This window comes from Nonomuraea rhizosphaerae, assembly GCF_019396405.1.
GTDB classification, from domain to species: Bacteria; Actinomycetota; Actinomycetes; order Streptosporangiales; family Streptosporangiaceae; genus Nonomuraea; species Nonomuraea rhizosphaerae.
Window position 1 is genome coordinate 1 of record NZ_JAHKRL010000546.1, and the last position, 20,114, is coordinate 20,114.

The 20,114-nt window shown below is 70.1% G+C and carries 16 protein-coding genes; 5 read left to right on the forward strand and 11 right to left on the reverse strand.

Features of this window, described 5'->3' with window-relative positions; genetic code table 11:
* Positions 1–357: 357 nt before the first annotated feature.
* Positions 358–1,023, reverse strand: coding sequence for an NUDIX hydrolase (locus tag KME77_RS28190; protein ID WP_219472026.1), 666 nt, complete (start codon positions 1,021–1,023; stop codon positions 358–360).
* A 147-nt stretch (positions 1,024–1,170) separates the two neighbouring features.
* Here KME77_RS28190 and KME77_RS28195 point away from each other — a divergent pair, with 147 nt between their 5' ends.
* The gene (locus KME77_RS28195; protein WP_219472028.1) at positions 1,171–1,746 is read left to right on the forward strand and encodes a TOPRIM nucleotidyl transferase/hydrolase domain-containing protein; all 576 of its coding nucleotides are present in this window, start codon (positions 1,171–1,173) and stop codon (positions 1,744–1,746) included.
* Between the two features lie 173 nt (positions 1,747–1,919).
* On the opposite strand, the gene KME77_RS28200 is transcribed toward KME77_RS28195, so the two are convergent.
* The 4 genes from KME77_RS28200 to KME77_RS28215 form a co-directional block, all read right to left on the reverse strand.
* On the reverse strand, positions 1,920–3,713 hold the full coding sequence (locus tag KME77_RS28200) for a DUF4434 domain-containing protein (protein WP_219472030.1): 1,794 nt from the start codon (positions 3,711–3,713) through the stop codon (positions 1,920–1,922).
* A 42-nt stretch (positions 3,714–3,755) separates the two neighbouring features.
* Positions 3,756–4,844 (reverse strand): glycosyltransferase, encoded by a 1,089-nt coding sequence (locus KME77_RS28205; protein ID WP_219472032.1) that lies wholly within the window; start codon positions 4,842–4,844, stop codon positions 3,756–3,758.
* A 19-nt stretch (positions 4,845–4,863) separates the two neighbouring features.
* Complete coding sequence (locus KME77_RS28210; RefSeq protein WP_281424284.1) at positions 4,864–6,111, reverse strand: nucleotide sugar dehydrogenase; 1,248 nt, start codon at positions 6,109–6,111, stop codon at positions 4,864–4,866.
* Positions 6,112–6,244: 133 nt separating this feature from the next.
* Complete coding sequence (locus KME77_RS28215; RefSeq protein WP_246610884.1) at positions 6,245–7,843, reverse strand: glycosyltransferase family 4 protein; 1,599 nt, start codon at positions 7,841–7,843, stop codon at positions 6,245–6,247.
* Positions 7,844–7,983: 140 nt separating this feature from the next.
* Between KME77_RS28215 and wecB the strand changes: the two genes are divergently transcribed.
* Positions 7,984–9,114: a non-hydrolyzing UDP-N-acetylglucosamine 2-epimerase gene (wecB, locus tag KME77_RS28220; protein ID WP_219472040.1), complete on the forward strand. Its 1,131-nt coding sequence runs from the start codon at positions 7,984–7,986 to the stop codon at positions 9,112–9,114.
* Positions 9,115–9,181: 67 nt separating this feature from the next.
* A complete protein-coding gene (locus KME77_RS28225; RefSeq protein WP_219472044.1) occupies positions 9,182–11,218 on the forward strand; it encodes a glycosyltransferase family protein in 2,037 nt (678 codons plus the stop codon).
* Positions 11,219–11,244: 26 nt separating this feature from the next.
* Here the strand turns inward: KME77_RS28225 and KME77_RS28230 are convergent, their stop codons facing one another.
* From KME77_RS28230 to KME77_RS28250, 5 genes are all read right to left on the reverse strand, one after another.
* A complete protein-coding gene (locus tag KME77_RS28230; protein ID WP_308250946.1) occupies positions 11,245–12,495 on the reverse strand; it encodes an FAD-dependent monooxygenase in 1,251 nt (416 codons plus the stop codon).
* An 88-nt stretch (positions 12,496–12,583) separates the two neighbouring features.
* Positions 12,584–13,249, reverse strand: coding sequence for a hypothetical protein (locus KME77_RS28235; RefSeq protein WP_219472048.1), 666 nt, complete (start codon positions 13,247–13,249; stop codon positions 12,584–12,586).
* 108 nt (positions 13,250–13,357) lie between these two features.
* A complete protein-coding gene (locus tag KME77_RS28240; protein ID WP_219472051.1) occupies positions 13,358–14,452 on the reverse strand; it encodes an SPFH domain-containing protein in 1,095 nt (364 codons plus the stop codon).
* Positions 14,421–15,887 (reverse strand): SPFH domain-containing protein, encoded by a 1,467-nt coding sequence (locus KME77_RS28245; RefSeq protein ID WP_219472053.1) that lies wholly within the window; start codon positions 15,885–15,887, stop codon positions 14,421–14,423. Before KME77_RS28245 ends, KME77_RS28240 begins: the two co-directional genes overlap by 32 nt.
* Positions 15,888–15,896: 9 nt before the next feature.
* Complete coding sequence (locus tag KME77_RS28250; RefSeq protein ID WP_219472055.1) at positions 15,897–16,097, reverse strand: NfeD C-terminal domain-containing protein; 201 nt, start codon at positions 16,095–16,097, stop codon at positions 15,897–15,899.
* 131 nt (positions 16,098–16,228) lie between these two features.
* On the opposite strand from KME77_RS28250, the gene KME77_RS28255 reads away from it, so the two are divergent.
* Complete coding sequence (locus KME77_RS28255) at positions 16,229–18,172, forward strand: NAD(P)-binding protein (protein WP_246610885.1); 1,944 nt, start codon at positions 16,229–16,231, stop codon at positions 18,170–18,172.
* Between the two features lie 142 nt (positions 18,173–18,314).
* On the opposite strand, the gene KME77_RS28260 is transcribed toward KME77_RS28255, so the two are convergent.
* Positions 18,315–19,091 carry an SDR family NAD(P)-dependent oxidoreductase gene (locus tag KME77_RS28260; protein ID WP_308250947.1) on the reverse strand — a complete coding sequence of 259 codons (777 nt, stop codon included), beginning with the start codon at positions 19,089–19,091 and terminating at the stop codon, positions 18,315–18,317.
* A 245-nt stretch (positions 19,092–19,336) separates the two neighbouring features.
* Here KME77_RS28260 and KME77_RS28265 point away from each other — a divergent pair.
* Positions 19,337–20,114 (forward strand): nitrate- and nitrite sensing domain-containing protein (locus tag KME77_RS28265; protein WP_219472058.1); only part of this gene is annotated, 778 nt, incomplete at its 3' end.

Below are 20,114 nucleotides of genomic sequence, written 5' to 3' on the forward strand. Positions count from 1 at the left end.
AAGCCGGCCCCGGGCTCCCCGTTCCCCACTGGCGGGGAACGGCCGCTGAGCCAGTCCATCGCGGTACGCCCGGTTCCAGCGGCCACCGCACCGTGACGATCGTCCGCCGGTGGGCGGTTCGCGGGGTGATCGTCAAGGCCTGTGGACGCGGTGAGGCGCCCGCCCGGGATGACGGGTCTGCCGGAGTACAGGCTGGAGGCATCCGTCGTCGACGCCCTGACCGCCCGCTACGCCCAGGTCTTCAGCCGCGCCGACGACTCCGGCCTGCGTCGCCGGCTGCTGACGCGCCTGGAGATCGCCAACGACCCGCGTGTGGAACGCTATTGGCGTCTTCTTCGGAAGCTGGTCCCTCGGAAGTCACTCCTTGAGGGAGCGGAGCATCGGGGGGTGCAGCAGCTCGGCCGCGCCGCGCCGGAAGAGCTTGGCCGGTCGGCCGCCGTCCCGCGTCGTGGTGCCCCCCGTCTCCACCAGGAAGCCCTCTGCCTTGGTGACCTTACGGTGGAAGTTGCGCGGGTCGAGGGGACGCCCCCAGACGATCTCGTACACCCGCCGCAGATCCGCCACCGTGAACTCCGGCGGGCAGAACGCCGCTCCCAGCGAGGTGTACTCCAGCTTCGCGCGGGCCCGCTCGATGCCGTCCAGCATGATGCGGCGGTGGTCGAAGGCCATGGCCTGGAGGGTGTCCACCGGCTGCCAGCTCATGTGGGCCTTCTCCGAGGCGGGCAGGTCGGGCGCGAGACCGAGGTAGGCGACGCTGAGCACCCGCTGGCGGGGGTCGCGGTCGGGGTAGCCGTACGTCTGGAGCTGTTCGAGGTGGACGGGCGCGCCGGGAAGGCCGGCGCGCTCGGACAGGAGGCGCTGGGCGGCGGCCGGAAGGTCCTCGTCGAGCTGGATGAAGCCGCCGGCCAGGGACCAGCGCCGGAGGAAGGGCGGATTGTCCCGGCGCCACACGAGCGCGCTCAGAGCCTGGCAGCGCACGGTGAGCACGACCAGGTCGACGCTGACCGGGATGCTCGGGACCATGGCAGGCACGTTACACGCTGGCCAGGACCCAAGGCGCGCCCGGCGATCCCGGTCAGCGCGCCCCTGCCTCGCGCGTTTTCCTCGTTGAATGCCTTTGATGCGTAAAAAGGGATGAACCACCCTCGGGTTCGGTGCGAAGCTGGGCCCGTGATCGACGCGCATACCGTGGTCCTGGTCGAGGGTGTCAGCGACAAGTCAGCCGTCGAGGTGCTGGCCGGACGCCATGACCGGGACCTGGCGGCCGAAGGCATCTCCGTCATGGCGATGGGCGGCGCCACGAACATCTGGACGTACGTCCGCGAATACGGCCCTCCCGGCCTCGACCTCCGGCTGTCCGGTCTGTGCGACGTCGGGGAGGAAGGCGACTACAGCCGGGCCCTCGAACGCGCCGGCCTCGGCTCGGACCTCGGCCGGAGCGACCTGGAGGCGCTCGGGTTCTTCGTGTGCGTCGCCGACCTGGAGGACGAGCTGATCCGCGCCCTCGGGACCGCCGGGGTCGAGGACGTCATCGACTCCGAGGGGGAGCTCAGCTCGTTCCGCACGCTGCAGAGGCAGCTCGTGTGGCGGGAGAGGCCCGCCCATGAACAGTTGCGGCGGTTCATGGGGTCGGGGAGCGGGCGGAAGATCCGCTACTCGGGGCTGCTGGTGGCGGCGCTGGAGCTTGATCGGGTGCCACGGCCGCTGAACATGCTGCTGGCGCATCTGACGGGCAGCCGGAGATGATTTTTCGCCGATGTGCCGCCAGGGGTTCGTCAGAGGCGTGATCGTCCGGGCCCGCTCGGGGCTCAGGGCAGGACCCCAGGACGTACGGCTGAGCGCCACACGCGCGAAGCGCGCCCCAGGCTGCGATGACCCGCGCTTGCAGGAGGCGCGGTGTGATGGCCGTGACCGAGGGGTTACGCCACGATGCGGACGTGCAATGGTGTGGTGGTGGCCTGGCCCGTGGGCAGTTTCACGCTGACCTTGACCCATTCGTCCGGCGGCACCTGCCCCCAGTCGAACGGCACCCAGGCCGTCTGCATCCCCTCCGCCAGGTCCTCCAGCGGGTCGTCGTCCAGCCAGCCGACCTCGGACACGACCAGGTCCTTGACCTCGTCCCCGGCCTGGATGGTGACGGTGCCGTCCTTGAGGTTGTAGCCGCGCACCTCCAGCCCGTCCTGGACGTCGCGGGAGGTGCGGATGGCGTCGACGGCGATGGGCCGCTGCCAGTCCTTGCTGATCTCCGACTCCAGGGAGGGCGACCCGCAGGTCATGAAGTCGCTCCACATGTACGAGACGATCTTCTGGACGTACCGCCCGGCCATGGTCACGGCCTGGTCGAGGCGTTCCTTGTCGGTCTTGCCGCGCTCGCTCTGGGCGGCGCACCGCTGGTCGCCCGAGGGCTCGAAGGCTTCGATGTTCGCCCAGAGCTCCACCTCGAAGCCCTGCTGGAGCATCTGGTCGCGGGCGACGGACATCTCGCGGTAGTAGTCGCGGGTCGAGCCGTGGTACGCGATCCCGTACGTGGTCTCGCCGACGGCCGACCGCAGCCGCGGATCGACCTCGGTGTCGCGTTCGTCGGGCCAGAACAGGCCGACCTTGCCGGTGCCGCGGCTGTCCTGGGGCGCGATGATGCCGACCCCGGTCTTGGTCAGCGCCACGAAGCCCTCGGCCACCTGCTTGGGCGTCTGGCCGAAGCCGACCCGCTTGCGGGCGTCCATGTAGGGGCTGACGAGGATGGGCTTGCCGGGAAGCTGCTGTTCCACGATCGCGTGCTGGTCGGCGTACACGCTCAGCGTGGGGTTGGTGGCCAGTGTCGCCGACATCTGCACCTCGAACGGCTGGTAGACGCCGCCGAGCGAGGCGCGGTCGGCGAAGCGGGCGCCGTAGTCCTGGAGGATGCGCCTGGTCAGCGTGGTGAGGGTGCCGATGTGCTTGGGGTTGGCCCGGGTCTTGTTGTCGGGCATGCGCGGGGCCATGGGCAGCGCGGGGAAGACCCGTACGCCGAACTGGTCGCCGAGGTCGAGCAGCTCGGTCAGGCTGTCGCTGGCCGAGCCGGCGACGAGGATCAGGTCGTACAGCCTGGGCTTGGTGAAGTCGCAGGTCGCGTCGTCGGAGCCGTCGGTGGGGGCCAGGACGCGGAAGTAGACGCGCTTGCCGACCGTGATCTTGTGCTCCATCTGGGGGCAGCGGAACAGGTCGGGGCCGAACGACTCGTCGGTGCGGTAGACGTACATGCGTGAGACGCGGTTCTTCGGGTTGGCCTGCTTGAGGTCGCGGTCGGCGGCGTCGCGGCAGCTCAGGCCGTCCTCCTCGCAGTCCTTGTACAGCGGGTCGAGCTGGCCCTCCTTGGTCAGCGGCCGGCCGTCCGAGTCGGGGTCGCGGAACTGCAGGCCGTAGCCGATCCTGATGACCGTGTCGCCGCCGAGGTCGTGGATGTCCTCCAGCTGGTGCAGCCAGGTGCAGCGGTTCGACTTGGGGGTGATCCAGTAGCCGGTGACCGCGTAGGGGGCTTCCTCCTTGGTCTCGAACCGGCCGCACGGGTCGGTGATCTCGCTGACCTGCGGCGTCGGGTTCGTACGGGTGGGCGTGGGGGTCGGTTTGACCGTCTGGGCCACCTTCTTGGGAGGTTCGTCCTTGGGAAGCACGACGATCACGGCCGCGACGGCGGCCAGGATGGCAGCGCCGAGGAGCACGAGGAGCCAGCGCACGTTGAGGAACCTACCGCCCTAGAGATCTGCCGAGGATAAACGTCAGTCCTTGACCCCGGCCCAGGACTCCAGTTGGGCGACGAACCTCTTGGCCGAGTTCGGCCAGTGGTGGTTCGCCCGGGCCGCCGCGTAGCCGCGCGCGCCCTGCGCCCGCCGCTCGCGTACGTCGTCCCGCAGGGTCAGCACGGCCTGGGCCACGGCCTTGGGGTCCTCCCACGGGACGACGACGCCGCTGTCGTAGCGTTCGACCAGCTCGACCGCGCGGGGCGAGGGCGTCGTGATCACCGGGATGCCATGGGCCATGTACTCGACGATCTTGGTGGGCATCGAGTGCCGGTAGTTCGGCTCGTCGTGCAGCAGGGACAGCCCGGCCAGCGCGCCGTCGAGCCGCTTGAGCGCCTCGTCGTTGGGCATGAAGTCGCGCCACTCCAGCAGGCCCTCGGTGACGGCCTGGTTGAGCGCCGGGCGGCTCTGCGGGTCGGCGTAGCCGATCAGCTCCACCGCCACCCGGTACGGCTGCAGCAGCTTGGCCACCTCGACGGCCTCCATCACGCCGCGGGCCCTGGACAGCCAGCCCAGGTACACCACCCGGTCGTCGCCCGGAGGCGTGACCGAGTCGGGCACCCAGGTCTCGTTCGGCACGATGAGGTGGGCGTGCTTGAACCGGCCCGCGTACGCGGTCTCGGCCAGCAGCAGGTGCAGGTGCCGCTCGGCCGTGCCCTCCAGGAGGCGGGCCAGGAACCGTACAGGCGGCCGCAGGAACGACGGCAGCCACGGCTTGAGCGACAGCGTCGCCGGGGTGTCCTCGTGCACGTCCCAGACCACGGGCGGCCGGTTGCGCAGGCCCCAGATCGCGAACAGCAGCTCCGGGTCGTGCACCAGCACGAGGTCGACCTTGCGGCGCATGCGCTTGAACAGCTTGCGCGCGGCCCAGACCGCGGCCATGCGTTTGCGCTGAGCGGCCCTGGGCAGGTCGACACCGGTGACCCACGGGCGGGGCACCACCCCGTGGGCCGTGAAGGAGGCGGCATACGTGACCTCATGACCGGCATCCACGAGGGCCCGGATCTGCCTATGCAGAATCCTCGCGTCCTCGGGGTTATGCACCACCGTCATGACGAGCACGTGCACTGCGCGCAGCCCTCCGTCGCTACAGCCGCTCGACGCGTTCACCCTCGGTGAGAACACCGCGGGTGTCGAGCACGAGCTTGGCCTTAGCCTCGACCATGTCGAGGTCGAACGCGGCGTGCTGCTGCAGCAGCAGCGTCACGTCCGCACTGATCACGGCCTCGGCGAGATCCTGTTCCCGTGGCACCGGGGTGCCGTCGACCGACCACTCCTTGACATGCGGGTCCGCGAACGAGAGGTCGGCGCCCAGCTCCAGCAGCGCACGCGCCACCGGCAGGGCCGGGGTCTCCCGCTCATCGGCGATGTCCGGCTTGTAGGTCACGCCGAGCATAACCACCTTGGCGCCGTTCACGGGCTTCTTATGCCTGTTGAGCAGACGCTGCACCCGCGCCACCACGTAGGACGGCATCCGCTCGTTGATCTCTTGTGCCAGCTCGACGAACCGGAAGGGGTAGCCGAGCTTGCGAACCGTGTACGAAAGGTACGACGGGTCGACCGGAATGCAGTGCCCGCCGACCCCGGGCCCCGGCAGGAACTTGTGGAACCCGAACGGCTTGGTCGCGGCGGCCTCGATCGACTCCCACAGGTCGATCCCGAGTTCGTCGCAGAAGATCGCCATCTCGTTGACGAGGGCGATGTTGACGTGCCGGTAGGTGTTCTCCAGCAGCTTGGCCATCTCGGCCTCGCGGGTGCCGCTGACGGGCACGACCTGCTCGATGAACTGGCCGTAGAACGCCGTCGCGCGGTCCTTGCAGGTGGGCGTGTAGCCGCCGACCACCTTGGGGGTGTTGCGCAGGCCGAACTTGGGGTTGCCCGGGTCGATCCGCTCGGGTGAGAAGGCGAGGAAGAAGTCCTCGCCCGCGACGAGACCGGAGCTCTCCAGGAGCGGGCGGGCCACCTCGTCGGTGGTGCCCGGCCAGGTCGTGGACTCGAGCACGACGAGCGTGCCCCTGCTCAGGTTGCGCGCGACCGACCCGGTGGCGCCCTCGACCGCGGACAGGTCCGGGCGGTGGTCCTCGTCCAGCGGGGTGGGCACGCAGATCACGATCGTGTTGCTCTTGGCCAGCACGGACTCGTCGAGCGTGGCCTTGAACCCGTTGGCCAGCATGTGCTCGAGATCGGCGTCGGTGATGTCATCGATGTAGGACTGCCCGGCGTTGAGCGCGTCGACCTTGCGGGGGTCGACGTCCACGCCCACGACCTTCAGCCCTGCGGCGACCGCCTCTTTGGCGAGCGGCATGCCGACGTAGCCGAGGCCGATGACAGCCAAGTCAACTTCTGTCACAACTGTGCCTTGGGGAGCCGGAAACAACACTTCATGGTCGCAAAGGTTATCTCAAGTCCACCTAGCTCACGCCTAATGTGACTGAACCCGTCAGAACAGACAGCCAATCTCAAGGTCATCATTCGGCAAGGGAACGGTAGAGGGCTTGATAAGTCTCGGCAACCCGGCCCCACGTGCGCTTGGCCGCGACCTCGGCCCGACCGGCCTCACCCATGGCGGCGCGCCTGGCCGGATCTTCCCTGAGGCCCGCGATCGCCTTCGCCAGCTCGGCCGGGTCGCCGGGCGGGACGAGCAGCCCCGCGCCGTCGGATCCGACCAGCTCCGACAGGGCGGGCAGGTCGCTGAGCACGACCGGCTTGCCCAGCGCCATCGCCTCGACCGGCTTGAGCGGGGTGACCAGGCGGCACACCCGCAGGTCCTCGCGCGGGCAGGAGAAGATGTCGATGGCGGCCTGCGCCTGCAGGGCCTCCTCGGGGCCGACCCGTCCGGGCAGGATCGCGCTGGTCAGCCGCAGCTCCTTGACCAGCTCCAGCAGAGGCTCGCGCTCGGTGCCGTCGCCGACGATGAGCACCCGGATCGGGGTGCGCTGGTCGCGCAGCAGCGCCGCGGCCTGCAGCAGCGTCGCGAACCCCTCGTAGGCCACGATGCTGGACACCGACCCGACCACGATCTCGTCGTCGGCGATGCCCATGGCGGTCCTGAACGTCTGGCCGTCGTAGGAGGCGGTGAGCAGCGAGTCGTCCACCGCGTTGGGCGCCAGGTGGATCCGCTCCCTCGGCACCCCCCGCTCGACGATCTCGGCGGCCATCGTGTCGGCCAGCGTGACGACCGCGTCGGCCTCGCGCATCAGGAACGCCTCGCGCTCGCGCTGCAGGACGTGCCGCTGGCTGCCGACGCGTACGGGGTCGCGCGAGGCCCAGGTCTCCTCCAGGAAGCCGCGCACCTCGTACACGTAGGGCGTGCCGGTGCGCTCGCGCACGGCGTGCGCGACGGAGCCGTTGCGGTGGTCGGTGGCGGCGTGCAGGACCTGTGGGCGCAGCTCGGCGGTGAGCCTGGTGACGCCCTCGGCGCCCTTGATCATCCGCCCGCGCATCTCGAACGGCATCTCGCCGTGGCCGTCGGGCAGCAGCCGGTGGTACGGGATGCCGTCGAGCTCCTCGTACGGCGGCGCGTCGGCGTGCCCCTGCAGCATGGGCCAGCCCCAGCTCGTCACGACGTGCGGGTCCAGGCCCTTGGCCTTCTGCGCGGTGACGATGCGGTGGGTCCTGACGGTGTAGCCGGCCTGCGTGTACGGCAGGGCGTTGGTGACGCAGTGGAGCACCCGGCCGGCCACCCGGTCCACGACGGCCGCCTTGGGACCCGGCGGGATGGGGTCGGGGCTGATAGCGGCCAGCTCGCCGCGGTAGTAGGCGGCCCTGCGCCGCACGAACGGGTACTTGGCGTGCGCGTCGAGCACCGCCGCGGCCTCGGTGACGCGGCCCTGCTCCCAGTGCTCCTTGGCCTCGTTCCACGGGGCCTTGATCACGCGCATGCCGATCTTGCGGGCCACGCGGCGGGCCTGGCGGGCGGCGGGCCACGCGACCTTGCCCACGACGGGGCGCAGCGACGGCGGGAGCGCCTCGGCGGCCGCCTGCGCGACGCGCAGCGGGTCGGCCTTCACCTTCGTCAGGACGACACGGGAGACGATGATCGGGTGCTGGACGAAACCTCTCAGCAAACCGCCGACCCCGGCGCGCGCAGACTTGGCTGAAACCTTTTGTGGAGTTTGTTGGGAGTCTTCACGACTGGCGTCGGATGCCACGCGGTGACCGTACCATAGGCAGCGTTTTTTCCCTTCCGCTATGAAAGGCGAGGTCAATGAGGGAGAACCCCCTGGTCCTGCACGTGCTGGGCGCCCGGCCCAACTTCGTGAAAGCGGCTCCGGTGGTGCGGGCACTCGGTGAACTCGGCGTGCGGCAGGGCATCATCCACACCGGTCAGCACTATGACGCGTTGATGTCGGATGTCTTCTTCGCCGACCTCGGACTGCCGGAGCCGCTGGCGAACCTGGCGGTGGGTTCGGGCAGCCACGCCAAGCAGACGGCGGCGCTGCTGGTGGGCCTGGAGGAGGTCGTGCTGGAGCACGACCCGGACCTGGTCGTGGTCTACGGCGACGTGAACTCGACGCTGGCCGCGATCCTGGTCTGCGCCAAGCTCGGCGTCCGGACGGCGCACGTCGAGGCGGGGCTGCGCTCGTTCGACCGGGGCATGCCGGAGGAGGTCAACAGGATCGTCACCGACTCGCTGTCGGACCTGCTGTTCGTCACCTCGCCGGACGCGCTGTCGCACCTGGCCGCCGAGGGCGTGCCCGCCTCCAAGGTGCACCTGGTCGGCAACCCGATGATCGACAGCCTCTTCTCGGCGCTGCCCTCGCTGGACCCGGCGCCCGTCGTGGAGCGGCTGGCCATACCGGCTCGGTATGCCGTGGCGACCCTGCACCGCCCCGCGAACGTCGACACCGCCGAGGCCGCCAGGGAGCTGGTCTCCTCGGTGCTGGAGGTGGCCGGCCGGATCCCGCTCGTGGTGCCGGTCCACCCTCGCGGCCGCACCCGGCTGGCCGAGGCGGGCCTGGTGGACGGCCCGTCCGTGCGGGTCGTCGAGCCGCTGGGCTACGTGGACTTCCTCTCGCTCGTACGCGGCGCCGCGCTCGTGGTCACCGACTCCGGCGGCGTCCAGGAGGAGACCACGATGCTGGGCGTGCCGTGCCTGACGGTCCGGCCCAACACCGAGCGGCCGATCACCATCACCCACGGGACCAACCGCCTGGTCACCCCGGCGCTGCTGCCCGCCGCCGCGGAGAAGGCGCTGGCCGACGGAGCCGTGACGCCGTCGGGCGAGCTGCCGCCGCTGTGGGACGGGGCCGCCGGGCCGCGCATCGCGCGGGTCATCTCGGCCTGGCTCAAGGGCGACAACCTCTCGCCCGCCGCACAGGGCACTCGCTCCGAATAGCCCTCATCAGCTACAACTCCCCCGTAGCATGACATTCCTCCGCTGTAGCGATTAAGGCGAGCACTCCATGGCCGAAACTCCAGAAGAGCCCACGTACCAGCGACTCGGCCCCGTCAACTGGCTGCCCGAGGAGCGCAAGCTCGTCGAGCGCTACGAGGCGGAGGTCAGGGAGCTGCGTCGGCGGCTGGAGATCGCCGAGGCCAAGGCCGCGTACGCCACGTGGAAGCTGGAGGCGACGCAGGCCAAGCGGACGTTCAAGCTGGGTGAGGCGCTGGGCTCCAAGAGCCCCGGCAAGGTGCTGGAGGCGGTCAGGTCCAAGGACAAGGCGCCCAAGGCCCCCATGCCGGTCAGCGAGGCGACCCAGGCCGCCGGCCACCGGCCACCGCCGGTGGAGGTGCCGGCCGTCAAATGGCCCGTCGGACCGGTGAACCGGCCCGGCCTCAAGGTCGCGGTCATCCTGGACGACTTCTCGCGGATGGCGTTCAGGTACGAGTGGGACCAGATCGAGTTCGGGCTCAAGGACTGGCCGGAGATCTTCGCCGAGAGGCGGCCCGACCTGCTGTTCTGCGAGTCGGCCTGGCACGGGAACCAGGGGCGCTGGCGTTACCAGATGACCGGCACGAACGCCCCCAAGGAGCCGCTGCGCGAGCTGGTCGCCTGGTGCCGCGCGGAGGGCATTCCCACGGTCTTCTGGAACAAGGAGGACCCGCCGAACTTCGACTTCTTCATCGACACGGCCAAGCTGTTCGATTATGTGTTCACGTGCGACGGCGACATGCTGCCAAAATATCGCGATATTTTGGGACATGATCGGGTTGATGTGCTGCAATTCGCGGCCCAGCCCCGCGTCCACAACCCGATCCAGCAGCGGCAGGGCCGCCTGCACGACGTCGTCTTCGCCGGCATGTACTTCCGCGACAAGCATCCCGAGCGCCGCGAGCAGATGGAGACGGTCATCGACCCGATCCGCGAGCTGGGCCTGCACATCTTCGCCCGCAACGGCGAGGTGGACGAGAAGTACGCCTGGCCGGAGAAGTACCGGCCGCACATCGTCGGCGAACTGCCCTACGACCAGATGCTGGCCGCGTACCGGATGTACAAGGTCTTCCTGAACGTCAACTCGGTGCTCGACTCGCCCACCATGTGCGCGCGGCGGGTCTTCGAGCTGTCGGCCTGCTCCACGCCGGTGGTCTCGGGGTGGTCGCGGGCGATCGAGGAGACGTTCGGCGAGCTGCTGCCGATCGCCCGTGAGCCGATCGAGTCGTACAACCAGGTGCTGCACCTGATCAACAGCCCCGAGCTGCGGGCCCGCATGGGGCACCTGGCGATGCGCGAGGTGTTCGACAAGCACCTGTTCACGCACCGGGTGGACCAGATCATGCAGGTCCTCGGGCAGCCGGTCTCGACGCGGCCCCGGTCGATCTCCGTGGTGCTGCCGACCAACCGGGCCGCCCAGATCGAGCACGCGATCTCCTCGGTGGCCAAGCAGCGCCACCGGCCGCTGCAGCTCGTCATGGTGCTGCACGGGCTGGACATCGACCCGGTCGTGGTGGCCGACAAGGCTCGCATGGCGGGCATCTCCGACGTGGTGGTGCTGCCCGCCTCGGCCGAGCTGTCGCTCGGCGCCTGCATGAACCTGGGCATCGCGGCCTCCGAGGGCGACCTGATCGCCAAGATGGACGACGACAACCTGTACGGCGAGCACTACCTGTCCGACCTGGTCAGGGCCTTCGACTACACGGACGCGGAGCTGGTCGGCAAGGGCGCCCACTACTCGTACTTCGAGGGCTCCAACACCACGATGCTGCGCCTGCCCGGCCTTGAGCACCGCTACTCCTTCCTCGTCCAGGGCGGGACGTTCCTCGGCAAGGCCGACATGTTCCGTTCGTACGGCTTCCCCGACCTCACCCGTGGCGAGGACACGCACCTGGTGCGGCGGCTGAAGGAGGACAGCGTCAAGATCTACTCGGCCGACCGGTTCAACTTCGTCTACTGGCGCAGCGCCGACACCGCCATGCACACCTGGCAGGCCGACCACATCAAGCTGACCCGCAACGCCCAGTTCTCCTTCGTGGGACGGCCCGACGACCACGTGATGCTGTAGCGCGTGATCCTGAGGACTGATAGTCGCTACAGCGCGTAGTCCTTGAGCTTGATCGCGTTCGCCGCCTTGGTGGTGAGCTTGTTCAGGTAGCCGATGAACAGCTTCGTGGTCAGCAGCTTGTGCGCCGCGTTCCTAACCCGGATGCCCCTCGCGGTGCGCGGGGCGAAGAAGGCGCCCGCGTTGCCGGCCAGGCGCTGGCACGCCTTGGCGTAGGGGCGGATGGCCGTCTCGTAGGCGGCGAACGCCTGCACGTGGTCCCCACCGGCCTGGGCCAGCTCGCCCGCCAGGACGTACGCGGAGATCAGCGACATCCCCGCCCCCATGCCGCCCATCGTGGCGCCGTAACCCGCGTCCCCGATCAACGCGACCCGCCCCTTGGTGTAGGCGTCCATGTGGACCATGCCGATCGTGTCGAAGTAGAACGCGCCCGGCCCGCCGAGCTTGTCCAGCAGCTCGTGCGCCCGCCAGCCCATGCCCTGGAAGGCCGCCGCCACCAGCTCCTTCTGCCGCTCCACGTCCCTGTGGTGGTAGTCCAGGGGCGGGGCGGCGAAGACGCACAGGACGTTCTCCTCGTCCGCGAGCAGACCCCTTCCCGGCTCGCTGTAGAGCACGGAGCGGTCCAGGTCGCTGGGCGCGTTGAACAGGGCGACGTAGTGGCCGCTCGGCCGCACGTAGCGCTCCTCCGGGCCGAAGGCCAGCCCGCGTACGTTGGAGTGCAGGCCGTCGGCGCCGATGACCAGGTCGTAGCGGCCCTTCGTGCCGCTGTCGAACGTGACGTCCACCGCGTCGGCGCTCTCGTGGAGGGCGGCTATGGAGTCGCCGAAGACGTACTCGGCGCTGTCCTTGGTCAGGTCGTGCAGGAGGCGGCTGAGGTCGCCCCTGGCGATCTCCACGTCCCCGCCGGTGAAGCTCGCCGGGAGGGTCAGCTTGACGGCGCCCGTGCCGTCGATCACCTCCAGCGAGGCGGGGTCGGTCCGCCAGCGGCGGATCTCCTCCAGGATGCCCATCCGCCGCAGCATCGTCAGGTGGGCCTCGCCGCGGAAGTCGACCGCCTGGCCGCCCTCACGCAGGGCCGGGGCCCGTTCGACGACCGTCACGCGGTGGCCGGTGCGGGTCAGCCAGTAGGCGAGCGCGGGGCCCGCCAGCCCGGCGCCGGAGATGAGGATGTTCTTGCCGGTCATCTGGGGTGCTCCCTCGTCGTTGTCGCTGCTGATGAGGGAAGGCTCGCCGAGGGCGCGCACCGCGTACGCACCGCGCGCACCGGCGGCGGTCACCACGGTGCGCGCGGTGACGCGCGCGGCGGCCAGCGGGTGATGCGGTGGCGCGTGCGGCGGCCAGCGGGTGATGCGGGGACGTGCGCGGTGGTCAGCGGGTGATGCGGGCCAGGTTCTGGTCGGCGAGGCGGGCCAGCTCGAACAGCCCGACCGGCTTCACCTTCTGGCCGACGACCAGCATGCTCATGACCACCCGGCCGCGCCGGATCACCACGGAGCCGACCTCGGCGTTACGGTGGCCGCCCGATGCCGTGGTCAGGTAGGCGCGCGACTCGTCGCCCCGCTCCGGCATGGCCAGGTCGCGGGTGCGGTACATGACCCGGGTGCCGCGCACGTCGGCCCCGTACGCGTTGCACTGCGCCGGCAGCGGCGCCGGGAAGGCGGGCTTGGGCATGGCGATCAGCGCCTGGGTGATGGAGCCGCGGTCGGAGGAGAAGGCCACGACGGCGGCGGGCGCGTTGCCGATCTCCGGCTTGGCCGCGTCGAGCTGCGCCGCCCCCGCGCACTCGGGCCGGTCGAGCTTGGCCTGACGGACCGCGTCGAGGCCCTGCTTGGTGGACTTGAGCAGGCCGAACGCCCCGATCTCCGGCCCGTACGCCAGCGTCATGCCCTTGGGCGTGGGCAGCAGCGCGGCGCGGAGCTTGGCCGCCTCGATGGAGGTCGCCGGCGAGGCCGACGGCGGCGCGGCGGCGGGAGGAGACGGCTGGGCGGAGACCTCGGCCGCCTTTCCCGCGGCACATCCGGATATTGCCATCATGCTCAGACAAACGGCGGAAAGGGCCTTAAGCATGAATTCTCCACTTCACTCTGGCGACTACCAGGAAAACGCTAGAGGAAGTGCGGACCGGCGAATCGAGTAACGTCGTTATTCGCGGAGTTCAGTGGTTTCACTATTGTTTTCGGGGTTTACCCCATTAGAGGGAGGTTCGTTGGTGGTGATCGGTACGGGTTCGGGCGCGGGAGCCGGTCTGTTGAGCAGCGCCCTGGCCATGTTGAGCCCGGTGCCGCCCAGCGTGAGGGCCTTGGCCAGCATCTCCTCCACGCCCTGGGCGCCGTTGAGCACCACCATCTGGTCGACGTTGCCGAACGCCTTGGCCCCCGCCTCGACGACCTCCGGCCAGCGCTCGGCGAGTTGCTGGGCGATGACCGCCTCCTGGTTGGTGGCCAGCGCCTCCGCGCGGGCCTTGATGGCGTCCGCCTGCGCCAGCCCCTGGGCGCGTGCCGCGTCGCCCTCGGCCATGCCGCGCAGCCTGGTGGCCTCCGCCTCGGCCTCGCCGCGCAGCCGGATGCCCTCGGCCTCGGCCTGGGCCCGCGCCACCGCGGCCCGGCGGTCGGCGTCGGCGAGCGGTCCGGCCTGGCCCGCCTTGGCGGCGGCCCGGTCCATCTCGGCCTGGTAGCCGGCCTGCTGGATCTTGGCCTCGCGGACGGCGGCGGCCTTCTTGATCGCCGCCTCCTGCTCAGCGGCGTTGGCCTCCTGGTCGCGCTGCGCCTCGGCGATCCTGGCCAGGGCCGACACGGCGGCGGCGTGCGGGCGACCGAGGTTGAGAATGTAGCCGGTGGTGTCCTCGATCTCCTGGATCTGCAGCGAGTCGACGATCAGGCCGAGCTTGCTCATCTCGTCGGAGGAGGAGGTGCGGATCTCGTTGGTGAGCATGTCGCGGTTGACGATCAGGTCCTCGACCGTGAGATTGCCGATGATCGAGCGCAGGTGCCCGGAGAAGAGCTGGTGGGTCTTGTCGTCCACGGTCTTCTGCTGGTCGAGGAAGCGCCTGGCCGCGTTGGCGATCGAGGCGGTGTCGTCGCCGATCTTGTAGATGACCACACCCCGTACGTGGACCGGGATGCCCTGCTTGGTCACGCACTTGACCTCAAGGGCGGAGACCCGGCTGTCGAGCGAGATGCGGCGGGCGGTCTGGAAGCAGACCGGCTTATGCGGATTTAGTTGTATTTTCTGCGCCATTTGGGGTGGCGCCGTTGAGTAGCGCCCTGGCCAGGCCGAGACCCGTGCCGCCGAGCGTGAGGGCCTTGGCGAGCAGTTCCTCCACGCCCTGCGCCCCGTTGAGCACCACCATGTGGTCGACGTTGCCGAACGCCTTGGCCCCCGCCTCGACGACCTCCGGCCAGCGCTCGGCGAGTTGCTGGGCGATGACCGCCTCCTGGTTCTCCTTGAGCGCCTGGGCGCGGGCGCTGATCGCCTGCGCCTCGGCCAGCCCCCTGGCCTGCGCCGCCTCCGCCTCGGCCAGGCCCAGCGCCTTGGCCGCCTCGGCCTGCGCCAGGCCGCGCGCCCTCGCGGAGGCCGCCTCTGCCTCGCCGGAGACCCTGGTGGCCGCGCCCGCCGCCTCACCGCGCAGCCGCACGGACTCGGCCTCAGCCGCGGCGGCCTGCTTGACCTGGGACGCCTGCGCGACGGCGCGCAGCTCGGTCTCCCGCGCCTCGGCCTCGGCCTGGGCGATGCGGGCGTCGCGCTCGGCCTGGGAGAGCGTGACGGTCTCGTACGCCTTGGCGTCCGCGGGCTTGCGCACCTGGGACTGCAGGCGCTGCTCGGACAGCTCCGCCTCCAGCTCGGCGGCCCTGGTCTCCTGGACCACGACCTCCTGCCTGGCGCTCGCCTCCGACAGCGGGCCCGCCTGCCTGGCCTTGGCCGCCGCCTGGTCGATCTCGGCCTGGTAGCCGGCCTGCTGGATCTTGGACTCGCGCACGGCCGCGGCCTTCCGCGCGGCGGCGACCTGCTCGGCCTCGGTGGCCTCCTGGTCGCGCTGCGCCTCGGCGATGCGGGCGACGGAGGCGATCTTGGCGGCGTGCGGCTTGCCCAGGTTGACGATGTAGCCGGTCTCGTCGTCGATCTCCTGGATCTGCAGCGAGTCGACGACCAGGCCCAGCTTGCTCATCTCGTCGGCGGCCGAGGCCCGGGTCTCGCTGGTCAGCCGCTCCCTGTTGAGGATGAGGTCCTCGACGGTCAGGTTGCCGATGATCGAGCGCAGGTGCCCGGTGAACAGCTCGTGGATCGCCCCGGTCATGAAGTCCTGCTGGTCGAGGAAGCGCCGGGCGGCGTTCGCGATCGAGGAGAGGTCGTCGCCGACCTTGTAGATGACCACACCGCGGATGTGCACCGGGATGCCCTGCTGGGTGACGCAGGAGACCTGAAGGTTGGCGGCCCTGGTGTCCAGGCGCAGCCTCCTGGCGGTCTGGAAGCCGGGCAGCACGGCCGCGCCCTTACCAGTGATGATCTTGAAGCCGAGGCTGTCGACGCCCTCACCGCGCCGGCGGGCCCCCAGGCCGGAGATGATCAGGGCCTCGTTGGGCTCGGCGACCCGCCACACGGCCTTGAACAGCAGGATCAGGACGACGACGGCGACGAGAGCGACACCGCCGATCACGAAGAGCTGGGGGGACATCCCGCCTCCCTAGACGAGTGCTCTGGCCACGTAGACGGTGCGTGGCGGGAAGTACTCCACCACGACCACGATCGTCCCGACGGAGATTTCCTCGTCGGCCACGGTCGGATGGGCGTAGAAAGCCTCGACGCCACCTCGTATCGGCACCATGACCTCGCCGACGAGACCAGGGCCGATCCTGCCTGTGACCCTGCCCTGCTTGCCGACCACCGGACTCCCCCCGTCGTGATATTCCGGACGCTACTCCAAACAGGCATTCGCGGTAATAGGTCGCGCAAAATGTTTCCCGAAGCGCTGCGTGGCGGGATGCGGCATTTAGCCTGGGTCCTGATGATCACCGCATGAGCGACATGAACGCGTCCTCGGCACACGATCTCGGGATGGACCGGCCTATTTCTCGCCGCGACTTCTTCGACGGCGTCGCCATGAGCGTGGGCGCCGCCGCTCTCGTGACGGCATGCGCACCGCTCCAGGGCGGAGCGGGCGCCATCGGGACGCGGCGGCTGCGCGTCCCCAAGGAGGCCGCCTCACCCGCCGGCCTCACCGGCCTCCAGGGCAACACCGCCCAGGCGCTCAGCGTGCCCCACGCGATGCGGGACGACCGTTTCTGGCCGTACGCGGGCACCCCCCAGCCCACCGGCGAGCAGTACGACCTCGTGGTGGTCGGCGGCGGCATCAGCGGGGTCAGCGCGGCCTTCGAGTGGCAGTTCCGCAACCCGGACGCCCGCATCCTCATCCTCGACAACCACGACGAGATCGGCGGCCACGCGCGGCGCAACGAGTTCCGCCCGGCCGGCCGCCCCGGGCCGCTGGTCGGCTGCGGCGGCTCGCGCTCGATCCAGGCGCACTCCGCCTGGACGGCCGAGGGCAAGCTGCTGCTCGGCCGGCTCGGCGTCGAGCCGGAGAAGCTCGGCGGCTACCTGGACCGGCAGCTGTACGCGGGGCTCGGCATGTACGGCGGCGTGATGTGCGACCGGGAGACGTTCGGCACCGAACGGCTCGTCCGCCTTCCTCCGGGCCTGACCCCTCGCCAGTGGACCGAGCGGCTGCCGATCGCCGAGCAGGCCAGGAAGGACCTCCTCACCCTGTACGAGAGCCCGCCCGACTGGTTCCCCGGCCTGACCCCGGAGCAGAAGGAGGAGCGGCTGGCGGCGCTGACCTACTCCGACTTCCTGCTCAAGGTGTGCCGCGCGCACCCGGACGTCGAGCTGTTCTGCCGGACCATGTCCAGCGCCGAATGGGCGTACGGCACGCAGGCGTTCGGCGCGATCGACGCCTGGAGCAGCGGCTACCCCGGCTTCCAGGGCCTCGGGCTGGACTCGGCCAAGCCCTCCCGCTACAGCTCGCCCAGCCTGCGCAAGGAGTGGCAGGCCGGGGACGCCTACCACTTCCCCGAGGGCAACCAGGCGCTGGTGCGCATGATGGTGGGCCGGATGATCCCCGGATTCGCCGGGGCCACGGACATGGACGGCGTCACCACCACCTCCTACGACTACGGCCGGCTCGACCAGTCCGCGAACCCGGTCCGCTTCCGGCTGTCCAGCCCCGTCGTGTCGGTGAGCAACGACGGGCCTCCCGGCACCGCGACCACCGCGACGGTCGGCTACTTCGACGGCCACGGCATCAGGTCGGTGCGCGCCGGCTCCGTGGTCCTGGCCTGCTGGAACACGATGATCCCCTACCTCGTCACCGACCTGCCGTACGAGCAGAAGCAGGCGCTGCGCGAGGCGGTCAAGACGCCGCTGGTCTCGGCCACGGTGCAGGTGCGCGGGTGGGAGGCGTGGCGGCGGCTCGGGCTGTCGCGCGCCCGGTGGACGGGGGCGTACTGGTGCGTGTCGGAGCTCGACCAGCCGGTCTCCATGCCCGGCTACCACGCCCCGCGCGGACCGTACGAGCCGGTCAACGTGCACCTGACGGCCGCGCCGTGCCGCTCCGAGCTGGGGCCCGGCGCGGGCTCGGTGGCCGGGCGGCACGCGCTGCTGAAGACGCCGTACCACCACCTGGAGTTCACCATCCGCGACCAGCTCGCCCGGCTGCTCGGGCCCGGCGGGTTCGACCCGGGCGCGGACATCGAGGCGATCACGGTGAACCGGTGGGGGCACGGGTACGCGCCGGAGTACTGCCGGCCGTGGCACGCCTTCTACCCGGACGGGCCGTTCCCGGCGGACACGGCGCGGCGGCGGCACGGCCGGATCGCGATCGCGAACTCCGACTCGGTCCCGGCCGCCCGCGCCGACGCCGCCATCACCGCCGCCCACCGCGCGGTCGCCGACCTGTCGGTCTGAACGCCCGCACGGCTTCCCGGAAGCGGCCCCCCTGGAGACGGCTCACCTGAGCGCGACTCACCTCGGTGCCACTTCCGGGACACCGCCTCCGGGACATCGCCTCCGGGACACCGCCTCCAAGACACCGCCTCCGGGGCGCCGCTCAGCCTGACACCGCGCGGGCGCTGGCCGTCCACAGTCGCTCGGCCAGGTCCGGGTCCGACATTCCCGCCGGAACCCGCTCCTGCTTGTTCTCGGCGAAGTAGCCGCCCGCCCCCGACGTCCCGTCCTCCTGCGTCGCCAGGTGGACCAGCGTGCGGGCGCCGTGCTCGGGCGGCTTGGCGTACCCGGGCGTCGCCAGGAACAGCCGCATGAGCCACGTGTCCGCCGCGAACCCCGTGCGGATCACCCCGGGATGGAAGCACGTGGCGGAAACCCCGCGCTTGGCCAGCCCGACGGTGAACAGCGCGTTGGCCTGCTTCGTATCTCCGTATTGGAGCCACCCGTTCCACCGCCGCCGCTCCCTGGAGAGGTCGGCGGGGTCGAGCCGACCCGAACGGCCGGCTCTGGAGCAGGTGGTGACTACCCGATCGACCCGATCTGTCAGATAATCGGTCAACAGAAAGGGGGCCAGATGGTTGACCTGAATCATCAGCTCGTGCCCGTCCACAGTAATCTGGCGCCGCGGACTCATCACTCCAGCGTTGTTGGCCAGCACTCCTATCCGCTCATATCGCTCGCGCAACAGCTCCGCGAGCCTACGTACGTCGTCAAGCGATGTGTAGTCGCAGGTCAAGACATCAGCCTTGGACCCGCTCAGTCCGTCGGCGACAGACTTCAGACGACCTTCGTCCCGGCCGACGAGCACCACCCGGTGCCCCAGCCGTGACAGCCCGGTCGCCGCCGCCGCGCCGATGCCGGCGCTGGCCCCAGTAATCACGGTAATCAACGCGTTCCTCCCACTGCGCCGGAAGCATAAACGGTGCTAGTCTCCTGTGCGATCTTCCGGAGGTGTGTTTTTCCCCGAAGTGTGGAAATGCCCCTCGACTCCGAGGTTGGGACATGGGCTCGCAAAACCGGTCAATTCGGTTCAAGATCTTCTCATTGCTGCTGCTACCCCTCCTGTCTCTGAGTGCGCTCTGGGGCTTTGCTCTGAACCTCACCGTGGGTGATGGTCAGGCCCTTTTGCGAGCGAACACCCTTTACCAAACAATTGGCCTGACATCCACCGACCTGGGACTTCAGCTCCAGGCCGAACGGGCCCAGTCGGCCGTCGCGGTCACGACGCGTCAACTGACCCAGCACCTCGGGGCGCAGCGTGCCCGCACGGACAAGTCCGTCGCCACGTTCCAGCGATCGGCCGTGGAGGCCGAGAGCTCGATCACGAGCGACCTGCGCGGCCCCCTCGACACGCTCCTCGGCGAGCTGAAGCGGCTCGGATCCATCCGCGCCGACATCGACGGCGGCTTCAGCACCCGACTGGTCAGCCTCAACGAGTACAACCGGGTGCTCGACGCCTTCTTCAGGCTGTACGACCACATCAGCTCCGTGCCCGACCTGCAGATCTACCAGCAGGCCGTGTCGCTGCAGGCGGTGGGCAACTCCCGGGAGATCATCGCCAGGGAGCACGCGCTGATCAGCGGCGCGCTCATCGACGGCCGGCTGACCGAGCCGGAGATCACCGCCTTCACCCAGTACGTCGCGACCCGCAGGTTCCTCACCGCCCGCGGCATGGCGGGGCTCGACACGGCGCTGCGCACGCCGTACGAGCAGGTCTACGCGGCCGAGCCGTTCAGGGACTTCACCGCGATGGAGACGCGGATCGTCGAGACCGGCAAGCCGCCCGCCGACGACGCCGCGTGGAACTCCACGGTGGACCGGCTCGCCGGCCAGCTCGACCGGCTCGGCCTGTCGACGGCCGCGACCCTGACCGAGCGCGCCGTCGGCGGCGCCGCCTCCCCCC